Genomic DNA, 22,895 nt, shown 5'->3' with positions numbered 1-22,895 from the left:
CCAACGAACCCGCGCTGACAATCGAGCGAGCACCCCGTTCATCGCCAGGACTGACCGGGACACACTTCAGGCGCTGGCCGATTACGCTGTGACGGTAGCCGGCACTGACCTGGCAGAAACCGAACACACCAGCGACAATGGACCCCACAGTGCCTACAAGGAGCAGTCATGACGAGCACCGAAGCGCGCCGGTCCTGGACACCGGAGCAAAAGCGCCGAGTTCGCGCGGCCGCCGCAGGAGCGTCCATCAAGCTGCGCGAATACGACAACAAGCCCGTCCCTCAGTGGCTTCGCGACATAGCAGCAGGTGAGGATACCGCTCTGACCGACAAGCCCGATCGTTCGTAGGCCGGTCGGTTTCCATCGTCCTCCGGTCGTTCTGCGATATCACCGATAGTTCGCTCGTGAAAAAGGCGAACCTCAACACCCCGCGTGGATCTCGTCCGTGACGCATGATTGCACGGTGATCGCGCAGACTCGGTACGGCCAGGTGGAAGGCGTCGTCGACGACGGCATCGTCGTGTGGAAGGGAGTGCCCTACGCGTCACCGCCCGTCGGTGATTTCCGACTGCGGGCACCTCGGCCGCCGGAACCGTGGACGGGCGTGCGGGCGGCGACCGAGTTCGGACACATCGCGCCGCAGAGCGCGCACGGTCCGATGCCGATCGATCCGGGATTGACGCTCGACGAGGACTGTCTGACCCTCAACGTCTGGGCACCGGAGCGGGAGTGGAGCCTGCGGAATGACCCGGTGGGCAAGAGCGCGAGCGGGCTTCCGGTCATGGTGTGGATTCACGGTGGTGCGTACTTCATCGGGTCGTCTGCGCAACGAATGTTCGACGGCCGCAACCTGGTTCGCCAGGGCGGCGTCGTGCTCGTGACGATCAACTACCGCCTCGGGGCGCTGGGTTTCCTGGACTTCTCGTCGTTCGGGGATTTCGACACGAACCTGGGTCTCCGTGACCAGATCGCTGCGCTCGAATGGGTGCGCGACAACATCGGTGCATTCGGCGGCAACCCGTCGAACGTGACGCTGTTCGGTGAATCCGCAGGGGGCGGCGCCGTCACGACCCTGCTGACGTCGCCTGCTGCCGACGGTTTGTTTCATCGTGCGATCGCGGAGAGCTCGCCTGCGACGTCCGTCTACGGCGCAGCGCGAGCATCGTCGATCGCGGAGCGTTTCCTCGAACTGGCCGAGGTGAAGGCGGACCGCCTGCGCGAGCTGTCCGTCGACGACTTCGTTCGGGTCGGCGCCGAGCTGGTTCGAGACATTCCGTCGAAGGTGCCCGGAACGTTGGCGGTGGCACCGACGGTGGACGGCGACATCGTGCCGCACTATCCGGTGGCGTCGTTCCAGAAGGGGAGGCAGGTGCAGGTGCCTCTGCTGATCGGGACCAACCGAGACGAAGCGTCGCTGTTCAAGTTGATGAAGTCGCCGTTGATGCCGATCACACCCGACAAGATTCACGAGATGTTCCAGGCCATCGCCGCCGATCACCCACAGTTGCCGGAGGACGAGGAGGCGGAGATCGCGCTCGCGTACCCGCACTATCCATCGAAGAAGACGGCGATGGAGATCTCCCGGGACGCGGCGTTCCGCATGCCGACCTTGTGGATCGCGGAGGCGCACAGCCGGGTCGCTCCGACGTACGTCTATCGGTTCGACCATGCATCGCCGCTGTTCAGGCTGACCGGAATCGGCGCGACGCACGGTACCGAGGTGCCGTACGTGTTCGGCAACTTCGGTGTCATCCCGAAGGATCCGACATACAAACTCGGCGGTCGCAGAGCTGCGCAGACCGTCGCACGGCGCATGCAGCAGCGGTGGATCGACTTCGCGCACGGCCGCGAGCCGTGGACGAGGTACGACGAGACCGCACGGACGACGCTGTTGATCGACAAGCAGGACCGGGAGGTCGACGATCCGGACTACGAGCTCCGGCGGGCGTGGGGCGAGGAGGTCGTGGCCTTCACCTGAGCCCCCATGTGCGCGCGAATGTAGTATAGCCCGCTATACATTCGCGCGCACGGGTAATCTTTTGGATACCCTAACCTTCGTTGGGCCGCAGGGCGTTTGAACGTTTGACGGCCCAGGCGCAGGGTAACCGAGCGGCCATGAGCAGAGTCACACTCCGCGTGAACGGCGCCGACCACGACATCGACTGCGACGTGCGGACCACGCTGCTCGATGCACTCCGCGAACATCTCGACCTCGTCGGCGCCAAGAAGGGCTGCGATCACGGACAGTGCGGCGCGTGCACGGTCCTGGTCGACGGCAGGCGCATTAACAGTTGCCTTGCCTTGGCGATCGGGTACCAGGGCCGTGACATCACCACCGTCGAAGGTCTCGCCGACGGAGATGTTCTTCACCCGGTCCAGCAGGCCTTCATCGACAACGACGCGTTCCAGTGTGGCTACTGCACGTCGGGACAGATCTGCTCCGCCGTCGGCATGCTCGAAGAAGCCAAACAGGGGTGGCCCAGCGCGGTCACCGACGACCCGCCCGAGGCCGACGTCGAACTCGATCGCGACGAGGTCCGCGAACGCATGAGCGGCAACCTCTGCCGATGCGGCGCCTACGCGAACATCATTCCGGCGGTGCTGGAGGCAGGCCGATGAGGACGTTCGCCTACGACGTCGCAACCGATGTCGACGACGCCATAGCCCGACTCGCTGCCGACCCGGGCGCCTCTCTTCTCGGTGGCGGAACGAACCTCGTCGATCTGATGAAACTCGGTGCGACGCAGCCGTCCTCGCTCGTCGACGTGTCACGCCTGCCGCTGACCGAGATCGGCGTCGCCGACGACGGTTGTCTGCACGTCGGTGCTGCGGTCACCAACAGCGATCTGGCTGTGCATCCCGTTGTGCGCAGCCGTTATCCGGTGCTGTCGCGAGCGTTGCTGTCCGGCGCGTCGGGCCAGCTCCGCAACATGGCCACGACCGGCGGCAACCTGTTCCAGCGCACCCGTTGCGTCTACTTCATGGACGCGAGCAAGCCGTGCAACAAGCGTGAGCCCGGATCCGGTTGTCCCGCAATCGAGGGTGAGCATCGCAACCTCGCCATTCTCGGGGCGTCGGAACACTGCGTTGCGACGCACCCCTCCGACATGGCGGTCGCGCTCACGGCGCTCGATGCAGTCGTCGTCGTCGCGGGACCCGGTGGGACACGCACGGTTCCGATCGGCGAGCTCTACCGCCTGCCCGGCGATACGCCGCAGAAGGACACCAGGATCGAACACGACGAGATCGTGACCGGACTTCGCATCCCCGCGCTGCCCCCAGGCACGATGTCGATGTACCGCAAAGTGCGCGACCGGGCGTCGTATGCGTTCGCGCTGGCGTCCGTCGCGGCGGTGTTGCGGGTGGAGGACGGCCAGGTGACCGAGGCGCGCATCGCGCTCGGCGGTGTTGCGCACAAGCCGTGGCGTGCATACACGGCCGAGGGGGATCTGCTGGGGCGCCTCGCCAGGCACGAGGTGTTCAGAGAGGCCATCGATCTCGAATTGAAGGCGGCACATCCGTTGCGCGACAACACGTTCAAGATCCCGTTGGTTCGCAATCTCGTGACCGAGGCGTTGACCGAACTGACCCGCAGGGAGGCATCGGTATGAGCACGGCAGCCATCGGTCAGCCCCTCGCGCGCACCGAGAGCATCGCCAAGGTCACCGGTGCTGCGCGGTACGCAGTCGACCAACCGGTCGACGCGGCCACGGCTTACTGCGCCATCGTGCCCGCGACGATACCCACGGGCAGGGTCGTCGACGTGCGAGCCGACGATGCCGTCACCCTGCTCTGGCACCGCAACGCGGAGAAGCTCGGTGAGATCGAGGACGGCGAACTCGCTGTGCTGCAATCGGATCGGGTGTTCTACCGCGGTCAGGTGGTGGCAATCGTCGTCGCCGACTCGCTGGAAGCGGCGTGGGATGCAGCGAAACGCGTCCAGGTTACGTACGCGGACGAGCAGACGCCGGACAACGGTCTGTCGGCGGAGCATCCGTCGCTGTTCGCGCCGGAGTCGGTCAACGCAGGATTTCCGACGGACGTGACCGAAGGAGACCCGGATGCGGCGCTGGCGTCGGCGACTCATGTCGTCGACCGGTGGTATTCGACGGCGGCCAATCACAACAACCCGATGGAACCACACGCAACTACTGCCGAGTGGTCGAACGGCGTTCTGACCGTCTGGGATTCGACGCAGGCGCCGTCCGGGGTGCAAGGCGATCTCGCGACCCTCTTCGGTCTCGACTCCTCGGCGGTGCGGGTCGTGTCCGAGAACGTCGGCGGCGGTTTCGGCTCCAAGGGCAGCACGCGGCCCAACGCGGTGTTGGCGGCGATGGCGGCCCGTGCGACCGGACGAAAGATCAAGCTCGCACTGCCGCGGCAGTCGCTGTTCGATCTCGTCGGATATCGCACGCCGACTATCAGCCGTTTCCGCCTCGGTGCCGACGAGAACGGCAAACTCACCGCGCTCGTGCATGATTCGTTCCAGCAGACGTCGCATGTGTTCGAGTTCTGTGAACAGACGTCCGAGTCGTCGCGCCACATCTACGCGTCGCCGAACCGTCGTACGACGCATCGGTTGGCCGTCCTGGACGTTCCGACGCCGCGGTGGATGCGCGCGCCGGGGGAGGCGCCCGGAATGCTCGCGCAGGAGACGGCGATCGACGAGTTGTCCTACGCCGTCGGCATCGATCCGATCGAGTTGAGAATCCTGAACGAACCCGATGTCGATCCCGCGAGCGGCAACCGATTCTCGTCGCGCAGCCTCGTCGAGTGTCTTCGTACCGGTGCCGAGCGATTCGGGTGGTCCGAGCGCGACCCTCGCCCCGGTCACCGACGCGACGGCCGCACACTGATCGGGATGGGTGTCGCCACGGCGAGTTATCCCGTGCTGATCAGTCCGTCGTCGGCGTCGGCGTCGCTGGGTGAGGACGGCTCGATCACGGTGTCCGTGGCCGCGTCGGACATCGGTACCGGAGCGCGGACGGTGCTGCGGCAGATCGCCGCCGATGCGCTCGACGTATCCGCCGATCGCGTCGAGCTGAAGCTCGGTGACAGCGCGCTGCCGAAAGCGCCTGGCGCCGGCGGTTCTTCGGGAACCTCGTCGTGGGGCTGGGCCGTCACCAAGGCGTGCAGGACGCTCGTCGAACAGGTAGGGCCGATCGCCGATGCGACAGGGCCTGCCGAGGTGTCCGTCGACACCTCCGACGACCTGGAAGAGCAGAAAGAGCTGGCGCGCATGGCGTTCGGCGCACACTTCGCCGAGGTGGAGGTCGACGTCGACACCGGTGAGGTGAGGGTGAGGCGCATGCTCGGCGTGTACGGGATCGGGCGGGTGATGAATCCGAGGTTGGCGCGATCGCAGCTGATCGGCGGGATGACGTTCGGGCTCGGGATGGCGCTGATGGAGGTGGGCAACACCGATCGCGAGTTCGGCGGCTTCTCCAACCACGACCTCGCCGAGTATCACGTGCCGGTGTGCGCGGACACGCCCGACATCGACGCGATCTGGGTCGAGGAGAACGACGACGAGCTGAATCCGATGGGCGGCAAGGGGATCGGGGAGATCGGTATCGTCGGCTCACCGGCGGCGATCGGCAACGCCGTCTACCATGCGACGGGTGTGCGGGTGCGAGATTTCCCGATCACCGTGGACAAGGTGCTGCCGCACCTGTGAGTGCGAATGTACAGAGGGCTATACATTCGCACTCACATGAGGATTCGCTCCAGAAACTTCCTGGTCCTGGCCTCCGACGGATCCCGTAGGACCTTCGCCGGCGCACCCCGCTCGACGACGACGCCACCCTCGATGAACAACACGTCGTCGGCCACCTGTTCGGCGAAGCGGATCTCGTGTGTCACGACGACCATCGTCCACCCCTGCGCAGCAAGGCCTTTGATCACGGACAGCACTTCGCCCACCAGTTCGGGATCCAGAGCCGACGTCGGTTCGTCGAACAGCATCAGCTTCGGCTTCAACGCCAACGCCCGTGCGATCCCGACGCGCTGTTGCTGACCGCCCGACAGCTGAAACGGGTACTGGTCGGCTTTCTCGGCCAGACCGACTTGCTTCAGCAGCTCGCGTGCGTCGGCGATGGCGTCGTCCTTCGGCCGCTTCTGCACGATCACGGGACCCTCGATCACGTTCTGCAGCACCGTCTTGTGCGGGAAGAGGTTGTGCTGCTGGAACACCATGCCGCTCTGGGCACGGTAGGCGCGGAGCGATGTCGAGCTGACCGACGAGTTGAAATCGACCGTCACGTCACCGATCCGGATCATCCCCGCGTCTGCCGGATCCAACGCGTTCAACGCCCGGAGCACCGTCGTCTTACCCGACCCCGACGGCCCGATGACGACGGTCACCGTGCCTGTCGGCACCGAGAACGACACGTCCTTCAAGACTTCGTTGTCTCCGAACGATTTACGCAGACCCTGTACGTCGAGCAGATCGGTCATTTCGTCACATACCTGTCGAGTCGGACTTCGAGTTTGCCTTGGAAGAACGAGAGGATCATGCAGATGACCCAGTAGTAGATCGCCGCAACGCTGTACAGCGCGAAGAAGTCGAACGTCGGTGCCGCCGCGAGCTGTGCGACGCGCAGCAACTCGGTCACCAGAATGGTCGACGCGAGCGAGGTGTCCTTGAGCAACGAGATCAACGTGTTGGACAGCGGCGGGACGGCGGTGCGTAAGGCCTGCGGAAGAATGATGCGCTGCAACGACGTCCGATAGCCCATGCCGATCGTCTCGGCCGCCTCCCACTGGCCCTTCGGCACGCTGAGTATCGCGGCTCTGATCACCTCGGCCGCATAACCGCCGACGTTCAGACTGAACGCGACGACCGCAGCAGGGAACGGATCGATCACCACCCCGAGCTCGGGCAGCGCGTAGAACACGATGAACAGTTGCAGTAGCAGGGGAGTGCCGCGGATGATCGAGACGTAGAACCTCGCGACGCTCGACAGAGCCTTGTTCGACGAGATCCGCGCCAGGGCGACAGCGAGCGCGATCACCAGACCGATCACGAAGCTGATCGCGGTCAGCGGAATGGTCATCGTGACAGTGGCTTTCAGCATCGGCCACAGGTTGTCGAGAATCAGATCGAGTTTCGATCGGCCGTCCGACGCGGCCGCGTCGGACGTCGGCGCCTGTGTGTCCGCGGTGGGTGCGGCGACGTCGGAGCCGAAGTACTTCTCGGAGATCTGCGCAAGAGTGCCGTCGGCCTGCAACGTGTCGATGGCCGAATCGATCTCGTCCATCAGCCCGGTGTCCTTGCGGGCGACGAACGCCTGGTAGCTGGTGTCGCCGGTCTGGGCGGCGACCTTGACCCCGGTGTCGCCCGTCGTCTTCAGGTACTCGGCGATCGCGAGGCTGTCGTTGACGGTGGCGTCGACACGTCCGTCCTTGACGAGCGTGACGGCCTGAACGAATCCTTCGACGGCCTCGACGTTCGCACCCGCGTCGGAAGCGACTCCGGCCCAATTGCTCGTCGACGATTGTGCTGTCGTCTTTCCCGCGAGGTCGGCGGTGGAGGTGATCGACGTGTTCGCTGCCGTCGTGAGAATCTCGCCCTCGGACACGGTGTACGGCTTGGACAGGTCGTAGGCGCCTTGTCGCTCGGGGTTGATCGTCACCTGGTTCGCGATCAGGTCGAAGCGCTGGGACTCCAGGCCGGCGAAGATCGAGTCGAACGGTGTCTGCACGAATTCGACGCGCACGCCCAATTCCTGCGCGACCGCGTTGACGACGTCGATGTCGTAGCCGGTCAGCTGTCCGTCGGAACCCTGGAAACTGAACGGACTGTAGGTCCCTTCGGTGCCGACGACGATGACACCCTTGTCCTCGATCTGTTCGAGCAACGGTCCCGACGACGATCCGCACCCGGCCACGGCCAGCAGCGCAGCGATGGCGGCCAGTAATGCAAACGCGCGCTTCATTGGGCCTCTCTAGCCGTCGATTTCGATCTCCGCCGATACAACCACGGCGTTGTTCATCGGTAGCGCAGCCACTCCGATCGCGGAACGCGCATGTGCTCCGATCTCGGGTCCGAACACCTGGACGATGAGGTCCGAGAAGCCGTTCATCACCGTCGTGGTCTGCGTGAATCCGTGGTCTGCGTTGACACTGCCGGAGACGGTGAGCCACGCGCTGATCCGATCGAGATCACCGATGGCGCGTTTGATACTCGCCAGCGCGGCCAGCGCTGTGTCCCTCGCGGCGTCGGTGGCGTCGTCGACCGAGACCTCCGACGGGACGGCCCCGAACGGGCCCGCGAGGGTGCCGTCCGCGTGTTGCGGGGAATGGCCGGAGACGAAGACACGGCTGCCGCATACCCGAACCCACTCGAAAGCGAACTCGAATCCTTCGGGAGCCCGAGGCGGCTCGGGCAGCACGAACCCGAGTTCGTCGATTCGTCGTTCGATCTCCATGTCACCAGACCCTTCGAGCGGCTACACCGTTGATCGTCTCCACGGTCCATTCGGTCCCGTCGTGCGTCAGTGTCGACACACCACAGTTGAGAATGCGTGGCGACGCGACCCCGCTGATCGCGTCGAGTATCGCGCGAATGACCCCGCCGTGCGCGACGGCGATGACCGACTTGTCCGGATGCGTCGACGCGATCTCGTCGACGGCTCGGACACCGCGAACCATCAGGTCCCGGCGGGGTTCCAAGCCGGGATACATGCCGTGCGGCCACCGTGAGTAGGCGTCGTAGTCGGTGAATCCCTCGGCCTCGCCGAAGTGACGTTCGGCGAGATCGGGGTACGTCGCCGTGCGTTCGATGCCGAGGTGCGTGCCGATGATGTCGGCGGTCTCGGCGGCCCGAGAGAGCGGCGAGCTGACGAGAAGGTCCCACTGCCGATCGTCGAGTTCGTACCCGGCTTCGCGTGCCTGCGCACGTCCCGTCGAGTTGAGCGGGATGTCCGAGCTTCCCTGCAGGCGCCCGTGCAGATTCCAGTCGGTTTCGCCGTGCCGCACCAGAGCCAGAAAAGTCATAGTTACTGCAGAATAGACCAGTTACCGGAGAGTACGGTCGAGGTGACAGCTGTGGTGCTAGAAGCGGAGGGACCAGAATGAATCTTGCCCTGACAGAAGAGGAAGCTGCGTTTCGCGACGAGATGCGGACGTTCTTCACCACCGAGATTCCCGCGGAGATTCGCGAGAAGAACAGGGTGGGGGTCGAGCTCACCAAAGAAGACGTGGTGACGACGATGCGGATCTTGAACGCGAACGGACTCGCTGTTCCGCATTGGCCGACGGAGTTCGGTGGACGGGATTGGACGGACGCGCAGCGGCACATCTGGCTCGACGAGATGCAGCTGGCGTCGGTGCCGGAGCCGTTGACGTTCAACGCGTCGATGGTCGGTCCGGTCATCGCGACGTTCGGTTCGCAGGAACAGAAGGAGAAGTTCCTCCCGAAGACCGCGAATCTGGACATCTGGTGGTGTCAAGGGTTCTCCGAGCCGGAGGCGGGTTCGGATCTCGCGTCGTTGCGCACGACGGCTACCCGTGACGGCGACGACTACATCGTCAACGGCCAGAAGACGTGGACGACGCTCGGCCAGTACGCCGACTGGATCTTCGCTCTCGTGCGCACCGACCCGGATGCGCCCAAGAAGCAGGCGGGCATCTCCTTCCTGTTGATCGATCTGAAGACTCCCGGCATCACGGTCCGCCCGATCAAGCTCATCGACGGTAGCGTCGAGGTCAACGAGGTGTTCTTCGAGAACGTCCGCGTTCCGGCGGAAAACCTTGTCGGAGAAGAGAATCAGGGCTGGAGCTACGCGAAGTTCCTGCTCGGCAACGAGCGCACCGGCATCACCCGGCTCGGCCACACCAAGGTTGCTCTGGAAGAGGCCAAGAAGCACGCTGCGGCAACGAAACTCGGCACCGGCACGCTCCTCGACGATCCGCTGTTCGCCGCGCGCATCGCGGAACTCGAGAACGACATCGTGGCACTGGACATCACCCAGCTGCGCTTGGTGTCGGGTAGTTCGGACGGCAAGCCCAATCCGGCGTCGTCCATTCTGAAACTGCGCGGATCCGAGCTGCAGCAAGCCGTCACCGAATTGCTGATGGACATCGCCGGCCCGGATTCGCTGCCGTACGAGGCGGGAGACGACATCGAGAGCGAGGGCTGGGCACAGCGATCGGTGCCCACGTATCTCAACTACCGCAAGGTGTCGATCTACGGCGGTTCCAACGAAGTGCAGCGTCAGATCATCTCGTCGACGATTCTCGGATTGTGAGGTTTCAGCCATGGATTTCGAACTGAACGAAGAACAGAAACTTCTCCGAGACACCACCCGTGAGGTGCTCGTCCGGGCGTACGACACGGAGAAGCGAAACAAGATCGTCGCCGACGACCCAGGCTGGTCGACCGACGTGTGGAAGCAGCTCGCCGAGGTCGGCCTGCTGGGGCTGAGTTTCTCCGAGGACGACGGCGGCATGGACGCGGGCCCCGTCGAGATCATGGCCGTCATGACCGAGGTCGGACGACGCCTGGCACCCGAGCCGATTCTCGACGCGGTGCTCGTCCCCGGCGGATTGATCGCCGACGTCGGGAGCACGGATCAGCGGGGGCGAATCCTACCGGGCGTGGCCGAGGGAACGACGCTGCTTGCGTTCGCGCACAACGAGACCGGCAGTCGCTGGCCGCACATCGACGTCACGGTGTCCGCGACCGAGGACGGCGGGGCCTGGGCGTTGAACGGGGTCAAGAATCCGGTTCCGCACGGCGCGAATGCCGACCTTCTCGTCGTCAGTGCGGCGTTGCCCGGCGGTGGCGTCGGACTGTTCCTGGTCGACGGTGACGCACAGGGACTGACGCGCAAGGGGTATCGCACGCACGACGGTGGGCGTGCGGCACAGTTGTCGTTCTCGGACGTCGCTGCGGAACCGTTGGGTGAGGGCTCGGACGCGACCGATGCCATCGTCGCGTCGGAGGTGCGGGCGCAGGCTGCCCTGTGCGCCGAGGCCGTCGGCGCGATGGAAGAGGCATTGCGGTTGACGACGGATTATCTCAAGCAGCGCAAGCAGTTCGGCGTTCCGCTCGCGAAGTTCCAGGCGCTGACGTTCCGTGCGGCGGACATGTACGTGCTGCTCGAACTCGCACGCAGCATGTCGCTCTACGCAACGATGAATCTGGCCGACGGCGTCGTGGATCCCACGGTCGCGTCGCGGGCGAAGCTGCAGATCTCACGGTCGTCGCGCAAGCTGGGGCAGGAAGCGATCCAGCTGCACGGTGGAATCGGCGTCACCGCGGAATACCCGGTGGGACACTATGTTTCGCGGCTGGTGGCGATCGAGCACACCCTCGGCGGTGGCGACGAACACCTCAGGAGTCTGACCGCGCACGTGCGCTGAGCGCCTAAGACGCCTGAATCACCAGATCGACGACGGCACCCGGGTTCGACACGAGAATCGCGTGCGACCCGGGTACCTCGGTGATCTTCGCGCCGGCACGCTCGGCCATGAATTTCTCCGATGCAGGCGGGATGATCTGATCCTGCTGGGGGATCAGCGCCCAGCTCGGTGTGCCCGCCCACGACGGCGGTTCACTAGGTTCGACAAGTGCCACCGCGGCAATGGACTTCTGGGTCGCAATCATTTTCGCGGCCTGTTCGTCGCTGACATCGGGCGCGAAATACTGCTTGAACAGCGTCGGCTCGATGAAGGAATCGACGTTCTTCCCGAGAATGTTGGACGAGTCTTCGACGACCTCGAGCCCGAGCACCGGCGGTAGTAGCGAGGTCAGTCCGAACCAGAACGGATCCAACGCCAGTGCCGCGGGTTCGCCGGCCGCCGGTACGAACGCGGCAACGTAGACCAACGATTCGACGTTCGGCGAATGCACGTTGGTGATGACGGTTCCGCCGTAGGAATGTCCGACGAGCACCACCGGCCCTGTAATGCCGTTCACGACCTCCTCGATCGCGTCGGAATCGAAGCCGGGTCCGCGCAGCGGATTGTCGGGGACGACGACGTCATAGCCGCGCGCGCGAAGGTCGCCGGCGACACCGTCCCAGCTGGAGGCGTCGGCGAAGGCGCCGTGCACCAGCACGACCGTCGGCAGATCCTGTGCGACGGCCGTGCCCGCGCCGAACGTCAGACTTGCGGCGATTGCTGTGGTGACGGCCGCGATCTTCGAGCGGGCGAACTTCATGGCGCACTTCCTCTCGGCTGGGGGCGTGCGTCTCAATCTAGATCACCCTGAGACAGTGCGGATTGCAAGAGCAGCGGCGGTCTTGCTCAACCTTCTGTCGCGTGTCCACAACTGGGCATCAGGCGTCAGCCTTGTTGCGGCGAGCAATTGGACGTCCACGAAGCCAATCCCTCGGCCGTACAGTCTTTCTCGTTCGATCATGGTGAAGAGTTCGGCGGGCTCGGCGACGGACGCCTGCGGAAGGTTCGTCAGCAACCCGAGAATTTCGGTCCGGTTGTGGAGGTTTCCCAGAGCAATTTCTCCAGTGACCCAGGGGTGAACGAGCACCACACCGATGGGTCAAGTAGTGGGCGAGGTCGTCGTTTCCAGAACGAAGATGGTCTATCCAGATCGATGTATCGACCAGGATCACGCGGGCTCGCTTCGGCGGCGCGGGGTGTTGGTGAGGCCCGGCTCGGTGCCGCCGAGGCGTGCCAGTCTTCTGGCGCTTTCACGTTCGATCAGCGCGCCGAGAGCTTCCCTGACGAGCGCAGCTTTTTCCATGGTGCCGGTCAGGCGCTGAGCCTCGGCGACAAGATCGTCGTCAAGGGCAAGAGTGGTACGCATTCTAGTCTCCCGTCGTCGATCCTCACCACATGATGCCACTATTCGTGCCGCAGAGTGGGCTGCTGCCGGGAGCTTGTCGGAAGCGCTGCGGCAGCAATCAGCAAACCCGCACCAACTCCGAGCACATCGAACAGCGCGTCGTCCACGCCGCCGGTGCGGCCGAGGGGGAGGACGGCCTGCAATATTTCCGACGCCACCGCGAACGCGACGATCCATGCTGCGGTTCGCGCCACCGAGATGCCCGCGAACCGCGACGAGTAGGCCAACGCGGTGAACAGGAGAAAGTGAATGATTCTGTCGCTGTGCTGAAACCCGCTGGGCACTCCCGACGCCGGCGTGAACAAGATGATCAGTGCAGCGGTCATCGAAATCGTCAGCGGGACGTAGTACTTCAGCGGCATTCGGTCCACTCTCGCCGCTACCCGACCGAATGTCACATCCGGTCACTCCGAGTGACCGGAAGGCCACATTCGCTCCGACCGGCCTCCGCCCGCCCCCGAGAGCTAGGGCGTCCCTCGCTCACTCTGAGTGACCGGATGGCCACATTCGGTCAGCTCGCGGCACGCCGCAGCAGCACCACCACATCCATTCGCTCGGCGGGAGTCCCGTCGGGATCGACAGCCGGACGCGGCCGGTCCTCGGCGACGACCGTCGTCCATTCCGCGTCGTCGAACAGAGACGTGATGGCGTCGACGTCGAACAACAGTTGACTGTGCTTGTGCTGCGACGCGAGGTGGTCGTTCGGGCTGTGTCCGACGATGAGCAGATGTCCACCGGGTGCGACGGCACGGCCGAAGCGCTGGAACGCGGGCCCGGTCTGGTGGGCGGGGAGCTGGAAGAAGTGAGCGGTGACGAGGTCGTATCGGCTCGTAGGCTCCCACTCGAGTAGGTCGCGGTGCAGCCATTCGATGTTCCGGTCGCCCTGCTCGTCGCGTGCTCGCTGCAGCGCGACCTCGGAGATGTCGGCGCCGGTGGTGGTCCAGCCGTGATCGGCGAGCCAGCGCGCGTCGCCACCTTCGCCGCTGCCGATGTCCAGTGCGGTGCCCGGCGTCAGCTTCGATACCTCGGTGACGAGGACGGGATTGGCGTTGCCGCTCCAGCGCTGCGCCTGCTCGGTGTAGAGGTTGTCCCAGAACGGCTGATCGAAGACGGGCTGCTCGTCGTGTGTGTGCATGTCACGAGAGTGCCAGTGAAATGCGGAATGCGCAACATGTTTTGCTGTATCGGCAAACCGGGCGTGAGTGGAAAGTTGCAACCTGGGCCAACTATGCGCGCACGGGTGCCGAAGGCGCCATAATCGCCACCATGAGCGAACCCGCGCGCGAAGTCTTGACCTGGGAAGCGTTCGGCGCCGCGTCCCGCGAGCTGACCGAGAAGATCGTCGACGACGGATTCGTCCCGGACATCGTCATCGCCATCGCTCGCGGTGGCCTCATCCCCGCGGGCGCGATCGCCTACGCGATGGGCGTCAAGGCCGCGGGGACGCTGAACGTCGAGTTCTACTCCGACATCGAGGAGACGCTGCCGGACCCGATCGTGCTCGAGCCGCTACTGGACACCGATGCCGTCGTCGGCAAGCGGCTTCTCGTCGTCGACGATGTCGCCGATTCCGGGCGTACGCTCGCCCTCGTCGTCGAACTGTTGAAGAAACACACCGACGAGGTGAAGTCGGCGGTCATCTACACGAAACCGCGGTCCATCGTCGCCCCCGACTTCTCGTGGCGTGAAACGGACCGGTGGATCAACTTTCCGTGGTCGACCCTGCCGACCATTTCGAAATCATGAGTGCGCGACTGCTTTTCGTTCACGGCGCCGGGGGATACCTCGACGACAGGCCGCTGGCCGACGGCATCGGCGAGCTGCTCGGTCTCGAGACGGACATGCCGGAATTCTCCGGCGAGGACATGTCCTTCGAAGGATGGGCGACGCCCCTTCGTCGCAGGCTGGACGCGCTCGGTCCCGACGACCGTGTCGTCGCACACTCTTTCGGCGCGTCGATTCTGGTACGCGTTCTGGCGGAAGAGCCGCGACCTCTTCGCACGGCCGTCGTGCTCGCGATGCCGGACTGGTCGCCGCGCGGTTGGGACGTGCCGGACTATGCGCTCGGGGACGCCGAGCCCGAAACCGTTCTGTCGCTGCATCATTGCCGCGACGACGACGTCGTACCGTTCGATCATCTCGCGCTGAACGCCGCAGCCCTGCCGTCGGCCCGTGTCACCGTTCATGCGACGGGTGGACACCAATTTCTCGGCCTCGAGAACGGTATTGCCGACGACATCCGGTAGAACTGACGACATGGACTCGACCGGACTGCTCCAGGAACTCGTCGCCCGACGGACCGTGTCGGGCGACCCGGATCCGCAGCGGCTGACCATGGAGACCGTTGTGTCCGTGGTGAAGTCGAAGGTAGGCACCGTGGACGTCCAGGGTGAACCGGACGGCGCGCACCCTTGGTTGTTGCTCACCAACGATGCACCGCCGTCGGCGACACGACTCGTGTTCGCATGCCACGTCGACACGGTGCCACCCGGTGACCTCGTGCACTGGGAGTTCGATCCGTTCGCCGCATCGGTCGAGAACGGTCTACTGCACGGCCGGGGTACGTCGGACATGAAGGCGGGACTCGTCGCCGCGACGGCTGCAGTGATCGACGCGGCCGAGCGCGGTATCCCGATCGCGCTGCTGCTGACGAGCGACGAGGAAATCGGGTCGCTCGGAGCGCAGGCGGCCCGGCATGCCGTTGCCGACTGTTCGGTGGGTGCCGTCATCGTTCCGGAGGCGACCGGGAACGGTGTGCACCTCGGACATCGTGGCGCGTTGTGGCTCGACGTCGCGACGAAAGGCGTTGCTGCGCATGGAAGTACGCCGCAGAAAGGCGAGAGCGCCATCATGAAGCTGGTCGACGTGCTGGCCCGTGCGCGCACCGAACTCCCTCTCGCAGAAGACCCGTTCCTCGGCGCCGAGACGTTCAACGTCGGCACGATCGGCGGCGGTTCGGCTCCGAATATCGTGCCCGACGCGGCGCAGGTGATCGTCGACCATCGCACCGTCGGAACCGGAGAGAACCTGCTCGCCTGGTGGCGCAGTCAGCCGGAGGTCCACAGCGTCGAGGCGCGGATCGACCTCCCGGGCGTGCGGACGCCTTCCGGCGATCCGTGGGTGCGCTCGCTGGCCACCGCTGTCGCCGACGGCCCGGTCACGTACTTCACCGACGCGTCGATTCTGGCGGCTACCGCGCCGTCGGCACCGATCGTCGTCTGGGGCCCGGGAACTCCCGCCTTGATGCACGCCGCGAACGAGAGCGTCTCGCTCGCGGAGGTCGACGCCGCCGCCCGGGCCTACACCGCGGTGGCGCGTGCCTGGCCGACGGTCGACTGACGTACTACCAGTTCGGGTTTCAGTGCGATGTGCGCGGCGCCGGTGACGGTGTCGTTCATCGCCTGATCCAACAGACGGGCGGCCTCGATCGCAATGCGTTCCTGGGGTTGACGCACCGTCGTCAGCGGGGGACTGCTGAGTGCCGAGAACGGGATGTCGTCGAAGCCGGTGACCATGACGTCGCCGGGTATGGACAGTCCGAGGGCGCTGCACGACTGCAGAACGCCGAGCGCGATCAGATCGTCGGCGCACACCACGGCGTCCGGGCGAGAGTCGTTGTCCAAGATGGTATGTGACGCCGCCCGTCCCCATTCGATGGAGTACGAGCCGAGGAGCGTCCACTCTTCGCGCGTCTCGATTCCTACCCGCGCGGCGTGGCGGAAGAACCCTGCTCTGCGTAGCTCGGTGGACGAGTTGGTCAGTGTCGAACTGATGAAGGCTGCGGTCCGCACACCCAGGGAGTCGAGATGGTCCATGACGAGTGCTTGCGCGGCATCGTCGTCGACGCCGACCCAGTCCGTGTGCGTGTCCTTGGCGAAGCGGTCGAGTTGCACGACCGGGAGCGCCTTCGCGCTCGTGCGCACGGCCTCGGCGGAACGCGCTCCGTGGCACGGGCTGATGATGATGCCGTCGACCTGACGGGACACCAGACTGCGCAGTCGCTGCGCTTCGACGTCCGGGTCGGAGCGTGAATCGCACAGGAACAGCTGGAGGCCGCGCTGCGACAGTACGTGTTCGACGTTCTCCACGAGCGAGGTGAAGAACGGGTTGGCGATGCTCGGCACCACCATGCCGACGGTGTCCGTCCTGCTGCGACGGAGCGAGCTGGCGATGATGTTGCCCGAATAGCCGAGGTCGTCGGCGGCTTTCCGAATGGTTCGGGCCAGCTCGTCCGAGACCGGTCGGGAGCCGGACAGCGCTCTCGACACGGTTGCCGTCGAGACGCCTGCACGCTCTGCGACGTCGCGGATGGTTGCCTTGCGCATTCGTCTCCTTTCGAGTGCGAGATCAGCGAACCGACGGGTCTGGAAGACCCTGGGTAACACAATAGAGGCAATCGTTTACATAAACGACTCGAGAAATCCTTGACACAACCAGGTGTCGATCGCCTACGGTGCATGTACGCAAGGCAATCGATTACATCCGAACGTTCCGCAGTTCAGTCCAAGGAGCAGTTTTCGTGAGTACGTCCTCGCTGGGAGTCTTCCCGGCAAAGCCGTCGGCGCTGGCCGAGATGTTCACCGGCAGCCCGTCCCTCATCGGCGCGATTCACCTTCCGGCGTTGCCCGGGAGCCCGCACTACAAGGGCATGCCGGTATCCGAGATCGCAGCCTTCGCCGTGGAGGAGGCCCACGCCTACATCGACAACGGATTCGACGGGGTCATCGTCGAAAATCATTGGGACATACCGTTCCTCAAGCCCGGTGAACATGGATACGAGACCGCGGCCAGCATGGGCGTCGTGACGGCGGCTGTCGTGGGCGAGTTCGGCAAGAGCGTCGGCGTCTCCATCCTGTCGAATGCGGGTGAATGCGGTGTCGCCGCAGCGTGGGCCGCAGGTGCCAGTTTCGTTCGCGTCAACCAGTGGGCCAACGCCTACGTCGCCAACGAGGGATTCATCGAGGGTCAGGCTGCCAAGACCACCCGATTCCGCCATCGCATCGGCGCCGATCCGGTGCGGATCTTCGCGGATGTGCACGTCAAGCACGGTGCGCACGCCATCGTCGCCGACCGCACCATCGCGGAGCAGACCGAGGATGCCGAATTCTTCGACGCCGACGTGCTCATCGCGACCGGTTCGCGCACCGGCGACGCTGCCTCCGTCGACGAGGTGTCACTGATCAAGTCGAACACCGTTCTGCCCGTCATCATCGGGTCCGGCATCACCGCCGAGAACGTCGCGACGTTGATGAAAGAGTGCGACGGTGCGATCATCGCCTCGTCCGTCAAGGAGAACAGCCGCTGGTGGGGCCGCGTCGCAGGCGACAAGGTCCGTACCCTGGCTCGTGCGGCGGGCAAGTAAGTCATGATCGTCTTCTGCGGATACGCCAACAACGATGTGACAGTGCAGGTTCCGCATGTACCCGTGCTCGGTGAGCGTGTCCAGGCCACGTCGATCGTCTCTATCGACGGCGGCATGAACGCCAACGCCGCGGTGTCGGCCGCACGGATGGGCGCGCGGGTCTTCTTCGCGGGTGCCGTCGGGCCGGACGTGCGGTCGACCGAGTTTCTCGAGAATCTCGAACGGGGCGGCGTCGACACCAGTTGGGCGCCGCGCGACGCGTTCCTGTCGACGGCCGTGGTTCTCATCGCCGACGGTGGGGATCGCTCGATCATCAGCCAGGACGACGCCAACGACGCGGGCCGGATCGCCGCGGTGATACGGAGAATCGCAGACGCAGGTGGTGGACGGTTGTTCGTCGACGGCTACCGAGCGGCGTTCCTTCCCGAACGTCTGCCCGACGGCGTCGACGTCGCAATCGATCTCGACGGGTGCGAGGATCGCGACGCGGCGCTGCGTGCCTTCGCGCTCGCCGATCACGTCATCGTCGGGCGCAGCCTGTGGGAGCGGGCCTTCGGCATCGACGACGCCCGATCCGCCGAGCTGGCCTCGCAGCACGACACCTACCTCGTCCTCACCGACGGCGAGCGGGGCTGGAGCCTCGTGACCCCTACCGGCGAGGTCACCACCGAACCTGCTGTTCAGGTCGACGTCATCGATGCCGTCGGCGCCGGAGATTGCTTCTGCGGCACCTATATCGCCTTCGTCGACGCGGGAACACCTCCTGTCGACGCGGCACGTCTCGCCGGTGCCTCCGCCGCGTTGGCCTGCGCGACCGCCGGCCCGCGCGGCTGCCCGACTCGCACCGAACTGCTCGCCTTCATGAACCACAGCTCACTCGACCTCCAGGAGATCCCATGATGAAACGCGCTCTTCCGCTCGTGGTCGGCGCCGCACTGGCGCTGTCACTCACCGCCTGCGACTCGGCGTCGTCCAGCGACACGGGCGACGGCTCGACCGCAGCGGCGTCCATCCCGGAGCCCAGCCGCGTCGCCGAAGCCTGCGAAGGCAAGAACGGCACGTTGAAGGTCGGTCTCGTGACGATCAACCTGCAGGCGCTGTTCTTCAACCAGATCAACACTGCTGCACAGAAGATCGCCGATCGGACCGGCGTCGACCTGCAAATCATCAGCGGCAACGACGACTCGGTCACGCAGGCCAACGCGTTCGACAACCTGATCGCCTCCGGTGTGGACGCGATCATCGTCGACGCGATCGACACCGACGGCATCAAGCCGTCGATCGTCAAGGCAGACGCGGCCGGCATCCCCGTCGTCGCCGTCGATGCCGTCGTCGACGACCCTGCTCTGTCGACCCAGGTCGGAACGGCCAACGAGGAGGGCGGTAAGCAGATCGGCGCGACCCTCACCGAGATGTCCGGTGGCACAGGCACAGTCGGAATCGTCGGTGCGTTGAACAGTACCGTCCAGCTCGAGCGTCAGAAGGGTTTCACCGACACCGTGTCCGCCGCGGGCATGACCGTCGGAACCGTCGTCGACGGCCGGAACATCCAGGAGAACGCGCAGGCCGCGGCCGAGAACTTGCTGACCGGCAACCCCGACATGGAGTACGTCTACGCGACCGGTGAGCCCGCGCTGATCGGATTGGTCGCCGCGGTGAACAGCCAGAACGCACAGGACCGTGTCCAGGCCGTCGGCTGGGATCTGTCCGACCAGGCCGTCAGCGCACTGAACGCAGGCTGGCTGAAGGGCGTCGTGCAGCAGAACACCTTCGAGTTCGGCTACGAAGCCATGAACGCCGCCATCGACCTCGGCTGCGGCCGCGAGGCGCCCGCCGACATTCCGGTTCCGACGCAGATCGTCACCCCCGACAATGTCGACGACTACCTCTACTACCTGGAGAAGTGATGGCACCTACGAGCGCGCCGTTGATCGAACTGTCCGGGATCACCAAATCGTACGGCCCGGTGAAATCCTTACGCGGAGTCGATCTTCGACTGTCCAAGGGGGAAGTACTCGGGGTCGTCGGAGACAACGGCGCCGGCAAGTCGACGCTCATGAAGATCCTTGCCGGCGCCGTCCAACACGACGGTGGCGAAATGCGTGTGAACGGCGAGCCGGTGAAGTTCTCGACGCCGCTCGACGCGCAACAGAAGAAGATCGGCATCGTCTACCAGGATCTGGCGCTGTGCGACACGCTCGACGTCGCCAGCAATCTGTTCCTCGGGCGCGAGCCGCGGAAGGGCCCGTTCCTCGATCGCCACGGCATGCATTCCAAGGCCGCCGAGATCCTGGCCGACCTGCACGTCAAGGTGAAATCGACGTATCAGGAGATCGGTCAACTGTCCGGTGGACAGCGCCAGACCGTCGCCATCGCGCGTGCCGTGTCGTTCCGACCCGACGTACTCATCCTCGACGAGCCGACGGCCGCGTTGGCCGTCGCCGAGGTGGAATCGGTGCTGAAGCTGATCACCGACGTCGCAGCACAGGGCGTCGGCGTCATCCTGGTGACGCACCGACTGCAGGACCTCTTCCGGGTCTGCGACCGCATCACCGTCATGTACGAGGGTGAGAGCGTCGACGACGTACCCATCGGCGATCTGAACATCGAGTCGCTGGTCGGTCTGATCACCCGCACACCTGTTCCGCAGGGAGGACAAGCATGATCACCATCGACAAGAGCGCACAGCCGTCGGTGAGCACGCTCGCGGCCAGGCCCACGTTCTGGCAGTCGCTGAACAAACCGACGCTCGCGATGCTGGCCGTCACTGTCGCTGTGGCACTGGTGTTCTCGGTGACGACGTCGTCGTTCCTGACCTTCACCAACATCTCGAACCTGGCGACGCAGATCGCGCCGGTGCTCATCATCGCGGTGGCGATGACGTTCGTGATCACGACGGGGCAGATCGACCTGTCGGTCGGCGCAACGGTGGCATTCGTCGCCGCGATGAGCGCCGAACTGATCCAGGCGGGTGTCGATTCGTCGATCGTGTTCGTCGCCGCTCCGCTGATGGGGGCGGCGTGGGGCTTGGTCAACGGTTGGCTCGCTGCGTATCAAGGTATTCCGCCGTTCATCGTCACGTTGGCGACACTGTCGATCATTCGCGGTATCGCGCTGTACCGCACCGAGGGATTCTCGGTCCCGATCACGCCGGACACGTACTTCGCGAAGCTCGGCACCGCGTCGTGGCTGGGCTTCTCGGCGAGTGCATGGATCGCGTTGATCGTCGTCGTGATCGGTGCGATCGCGTTGAACCGCACGAGGTTCGGACGCTACGTCACCGGCATCGGATCCAACGTCGAGTCGGTGCGACGCTCGGGCGTCAACACCCGTCGCGTCCTGATGATGACGCTGGTGTTCACCGGCCTCGCTGCCGGCATCGCCGGTCTGCTCATCGCAGCGCGACTCGGATCGGGATCGGCCAACTCCGCCAACGGATTCGAGCTCACGGTCATCACGGCTGTCGTTCTCGGTGGTACCAACCTGTTCGGTGGCCGCGGCACCGTCGTCGGTACGGTCATCGGTGCGGTGCTGACCGGCATCATCGCCAACGGCCTCACGCTGCTGGGTGTCAGCCCGTTCCTGACGCCGATCATCACCGGAATCGTTCTGCTGGTCGCGATCTGGATCAACATGCGCGGCCATTCGCTGGCGCAGCTGTGGAAGCACCTGCAGAACGCGCCGGGCGGACAGTGAGAGTACAGACGGTCACCGGCCCGATCGACTCGTCCGAGCTCGGTCTCGTTCTGCCGCACGAACACCTGCACAACGACGCATCGGTGGCGTACAGCGAGTCCTCCGACCCGCGTGTCGCCGAGATTCTGCAAGGGCAGGTCAGGGCCGAGGACGCGTGGCTGCTGCACGACAACCCGTACCACAGCCTCGACAACTGCCGGGTCGACGACGCGGCTGCCGTCCTCGACGACCTGAAAGCGTTCGCGGACAACGGCGGAACGACGGTCGTCGATCTGACCCCGCCGGGAATCGGCCGTCGACCGGGGATTCTGGCCGAATACTCGGCGGCGTCGGGAGTCCGCGTCGTGATGGGCTGCGGTTGGTACCTGGAATCCACGCACCCGGCCGAGGTCGAGGAACTCGGCGTCGACATGCTGGCGGCGTCGTTGATCGAGGAGTTCGCGCCCGGTGACCGCCCGAGTCCCGGCGTGATCGGCGAGATCGGTGTCTCGCCGTGGTTCACGCCCAACGAGGCCAAAGCGCTCAGGGCGGCGTGTGTGGCCCAGCGGGAAGTGAACGTCCCCCTGTTCGTTCACCTTCCGGGCTGGAAGCGGTACGGCCACGACGTCCTCGACATCGTCGTCGACGAGATGGGCGTCGACCCGGGCTCGGTGGTGTTGTGCCACATGGACCCGTCGGGCAACGACCCCGAATATCAGTGTTCGATCGCCGACCGTGGCGTGTACCTCGAATTCGACATGATCGGAATGCCGTTCGAGTTCCCGGGTGAAGGGCAATCGCCGTACCCGGCGGAGACGGCACTCGCGATCCAGGGTCTGGTCGGCGGTGGCTACCGCACGCAGTTGCTGCTGAGCCACGACCTGTTCCTGAAATCGATGCTCCGCAAGCACGGTGGCAACGGATTCACCTATGTACCGGTCTCGTTCGCCGCACGATTGGTGCGCGGCGGAATGGAACCGGAGCACGTGTCCTCGCTGATGCGAGACAACCCCAGGGCGCTCTTCGAGCACGCCGGAAAAGGATAGA

The 22,895-nt window shown here is 65.0% G+C and carries 25 protein-coding genes; 16 read left to right on the top strand and 9 right to left on the bottom strand.

All coding sequences use genetic code 11. The annotated features are described in order from the left end of the window. Positions 1-168 precede the first annotated feature (168 nt). From HQ354_RS09300 to HQ354_RS09280, 5 genes are all read left to right on the top strand, one after another. Positions 169-348 carry a hypothetical protein gene (locus HQ354_RS09300; protein ID WP_222635180.1) on the top strand — a complete coding sequence of 60 codons (180 nt, stop codon included), beginning with the start codon at positions 169-171 and terminating at the stop codon, positions 346-348. A gap of 115 nt (positions 349-463) precedes the next feature. Continuing rightward, positions 464-1,978, top strand: coding sequence for a carboxylesterase/lipase family protein (locus HQ354_RS09295; protein WP_222635181.1), 1,515 nt, complete (start codon positions 464-466; stop codon positions 1,976-1,978). 137 nt (positions 1,979-2,115) lie between these two features. Beyond that, positions 2,116-2,619, top strand: a complete 504-nt coding sequence (locus HQ354_RS09290; RefSeq protein WP_167676367.1) for a 2Fe-2S iron-sulfur cluster-binding protein — start codon at positions 2,116-2,118, stop codon at positions 2,617-2,619. Continuing rightward, positions 2,616-3,611, top strand: a complete 996-nt coding sequence (locus HQ354_RS09285; RefSeq protein WP_222635182.1) for a xanthine dehydrogenase family protein subunit M — start codon at positions 2,616-2,618, stop codon at positions 3,609-3,611. The genes HQ354_RS09290 and HQ354_RS09285 overlap by 4 nt, the downstream gene beginning before the upstream one ends. Then, entirely contained in the window at positions 3,608-5,677 is a 2,070-nt protein-coding gene (locus tag HQ354_RS09280) for a xanthine dehydrogenase family protein molybdopterin-binding subunit (RefSeq protein WP_222635183.1), read from the top strand. The genes HQ354_RS09285 and HQ354_RS09280 overlap by 4 nt, the downstream gene beginning before the upstream one ends. A gap of 32 nt (positions 5,678-5,709) precedes the next feature. Here HQ354_RS09280 and HQ354_RS09275 read toward each other — a convergent pair whose 3' ends face one another. From HQ354_RS09275 to HQ354_RS09260, 4 genes are read right to left on the bottom strand one after another with little or no spacing between them, the layout of a single operon-like run. Continuing rightward, entirely contained in the window at positions 5,710-6,456 is a 747-nt protein-coding gene (locus HQ354_RS09275; protein ID WP_308115214.1) for an amino acid ABC transporter ATP-binding protein, read from the bottom strand. Next, on the bottom strand, positions 6,453-7,937 hold the full coding sequence (locus HQ354_RS09270; protein ID WP_222635184.1) for an ABC transporter permease subunit: 1,485 nt from the start codon (positions 7,935-7,937) through the stop codon (positions 6,453-6,455). Before HQ354_RS09270 ends, HQ354_RS09275 begins: the two co-directional genes overlap by 4 nt. Positions 7,938-7,946: 9 nt before the next feature. Continuing rightward, complete coding sequence (locus tag HQ354_RS09265; protein WP_068427076.1) at positions 7,947-8,429, bottom strand: RidA family protein; 483 nt, start codon at positions 8,427-8,429, stop codon at positions 7,947-7,949. Between the two features lies 1 nt (position 8,430). Next, on the bottom strand, positions 8,431-8,997 hold the full coding sequence (locus HQ354_RS09260; RefSeq protein WP_222635185.1) for a histidine phosphatase family protein: 567 nt from the start codon (positions 8,995-8,997) through the stop codon (positions 8,431-8,433). A gap of 77 nt (positions 8,998-9,074) precedes the next feature. Between HQ354_RS09260 and HQ354_RS09255 the strand changes: the two genes are divergently transcribed. Both HQ354_RS09255 and HQ354_RS09250 read left to right on the top strand, forming a co-directional pair. Continuing rightward, positions 9,075-10,250 (top strand): acyl-CoA dehydrogenase family protein, encoded by a 1,176-nt coding sequence (locus tag HQ354_RS09255; RefSeq protein ID WP_222635186.1) that lies wholly within the window; start codon positions 9,075-9,077, stop codon positions 10,248-10,250. Between the two features lie 10 nt (positions 10,251-10,260). Further along, the gene (locus HQ354_RS09250) at positions 10,261-11,367 is read left to right on the top strand and encodes an acyl-CoA dehydrogenase family protein (RefSeq protein WP_222635187.1); all 1,107 of its coding nucleotides are present in this window, start codon (positions 10,261-10,263) and stop codon (positions 11,365-11,367) included. 4 nt (positions 11,368-11,371) lie between these two features. Here the strand turns inward: HQ354_RS09250 and HQ354_RS09245 are convergent, their stop codons facing one another. From HQ354_RS09245 to HQ354_RS09230, 4 genes are all read right to left on the bottom strand, one after another. Beyond that, positions 11,372-12,166, bottom strand: coding sequence for an alpha/beta fold hydrolase (locus HQ354_RS09245; RefSeq protein ID WP_222635188.1), 795 nt, complete (start codon positions 12,164-12,166; stop codon positions 11,372-11,374). A gap of 408 nt (positions 12,167-12,574) precedes the next feature. Then, a complete protein-coding gene (locus HQ354_RS09240) occupies positions 12,575-12,772 on the bottom strand; it encodes a type II toxin-antitoxin system VapB family antitoxin (protein ID WP_068427065.1) in 198 nt (65 codons plus the stop codon). Between the two features lie 38 nt (positions 12,773-12,810). Beyond that, on the bottom strand, positions 12,811-13,173 hold the full coding sequence (locus tag HQ354_RS09235) for a VanZ family protein (RefSeq protein WP_222635189.1): 363 nt from the start codon (positions 13,171-13,173) through the stop codon (positions 12,811-12,813). 149 nt (positions 13,174-13,322) lie between these two features. After that, positions 13,323-13,946, bottom strand: coding sequence for a bifunctional 2-polyprenyl-6-hydroxyphenol methylase/3-demethylubiquinol 3-O-methyltransferase UbiG (locus HQ354_RS09230; RefSeq protein WP_222635190.1), 624 nt, complete (start codon positions 13,944-13,946; stop codon positions 13,323-13,325). Positions 13,947-14,077: 131 nt separating this feature from the next. Between HQ354_RS09230 and HQ354_RS09225 the strand changes: the two genes are divergently transcribed. From HQ354_RS09225 to HQ354_RS09215, 3 genes are read left to right on the top strand one after another with little or no spacing between them, the layout of a single operon-like run. Continuing rightward, on the top strand, positions 14,078-14,557 hold the full coding sequence (locus HQ354_RS09225; protein ID WP_068427059.1) for a phosphoribosyltransferase: 480 nt from the start codon (positions 14,078-14,080) through the stop codon (positions 14,555-14,557). Then, on the top strand, positions 14,554-15,057 hold the full coding sequence (locus HQ354_RS09220; protein ID WP_068427057.1) for an alpha/beta fold hydrolase: 504 nt from the start codon (positions 14,554-14,556) through the stop codon (positions 15,055-15,057). The genes HQ354_RS09225 and HQ354_RS09220 overlap by 4 nt, the downstream gene beginning before the upstream one ends. Before the next feature lie 10 nt (positions 15,058-15,067). Then, positions 15,068-16,150 (top strand): M20/M25/M40 family metallo-hydrolase, encoded by a 1,083-nt coding sequence (locus HQ354_RS09215; RefSeq protein WP_222635191.1) that lies wholly within the window; start codon positions 15,068-15,070, stop codon positions 16,148-16,150. Here HQ354_RS09215 and HQ354_RS09210 read toward each other — a convergent pair. Further along, positions 16,111-17,136, bottom strand: a complete 1,026-nt coding sequence (locus HQ354_RS09210; protein WP_167676351.1) for a LacI family DNA-binding transcriptional regulator — start codon at positions 17,134-17,136, stop codon at positions 16,111-16,113. The genes HQ354_RS09215 and HQ354_RS09210 overlap by 40 nt on opposite strands. A 194-nt stretch (positions 17,137-17,330) precedes the next feature. Here HQ354_RS09210 and HQ354_RS09205 point away from each other — a divergent pair, with 194 nt between their 5' ends. Genes HQ354_RS09205 through HQ354_RS09180 form a run of 6 tightly spaced genes read left to right on the top strand, consistent with a single transcriptional unit; the run spans position 17,331 to position 22,894 of the window. Continuing rightward, positions 17,331-18,173, top strand: coding sequence for a BtpA/SgcQ family protein (locus HQ354_RS09205; RefSeq protein ID WP_068427051.1), 843 nt, complete (start codon positions 17,331-17,333; stop codon positions 18,171-18,173). Between the two features lie 3 nt (positions 18,174-18,176). Next, the gene (locus tag HQ354_RS09200; protein WP_068427049.1) at positions 18,177-19,073 is read left to right on the top strand and encodes a carbohydrate kinase family protein; all 897 of its coding nucleotides are present in this window, start codon (positions 18,177-18,179) and stop codon (positions 19,071-19,073) included. After that, on the top strand, positions 19,070-20,080 hold the full coding sequence (locus HQ354_RS09195) for a substrate-binding domain-containing protein (RefSeq protein ID WP_068427047.1): 1,011 nt from the start codon (positions 19,070-19,072) through the stop codon (positions 20,078-20,080). The genes HQ354_RS09200 and HQ354_RS09195 overlap by 4 nt, the downstream gene beginning before the upstream one ends. Then, positions 20,080-20,838 carry an ATP-binding cassette domain-containing protein gene (locus HQ354_RS09190; protein WP_068427045.1) on the top strand — a complete coding sequence of 253 codons (759 nt, stop codon included), beginning with the start codon at positions 20,080-20,082 and terminating at the stop codon, positions 20,836-20,838. Before HQ354_RS09195 ends, HQ354_RS09190 begins: the two co-directional genes overlap by 1 nt. Continuing rightward, positions 20,835-21,869 (top strand): ABC transporter permease, encoded by a 1,035-nt coding sequence (locus tag HQ354_RS09185; protein WP_167676349.1) that lies wholly within the window; start codon positions 20,835-20,837, stop codon positions 21,867-21,869. The genes HQ354_RS09190 and HQ354_RS09185 overlap by 4 nt, the downstream gene beginning before the upstream one ends. Continuing rightward, positions 21,866-22,894 (top strand): phosphotriesterase, encoded by a 1,029-nt coding sequence (locus HQ354_RS09180; protein ID WP_222635192.1) that lies wholly within the window; start codon positions 21,866-21,868, stop codon positions 22,892-22,894. The genes HQ354_RS09185 and HQ354_RS09180 overlap by 4 nt, the downstream gene beginning before the upstream one ends. The last annotated feature ends 1 nt before the right edge of the window (position 22,895 follow it).

Source organism: Rhodococcus sp. BP-261, from assembly GCF_019835205.1.
Classification (GTDB): Bacteria; Actinomycetota; Actinomycetes; order Mycobacteriales; family Mycobacteriaceae; genus Rhodococcoides; species Rhodococcoides kyotonensis_B.
This window is presented reverse-complemented; position numbering and strand designations above follow the sequence as displayed.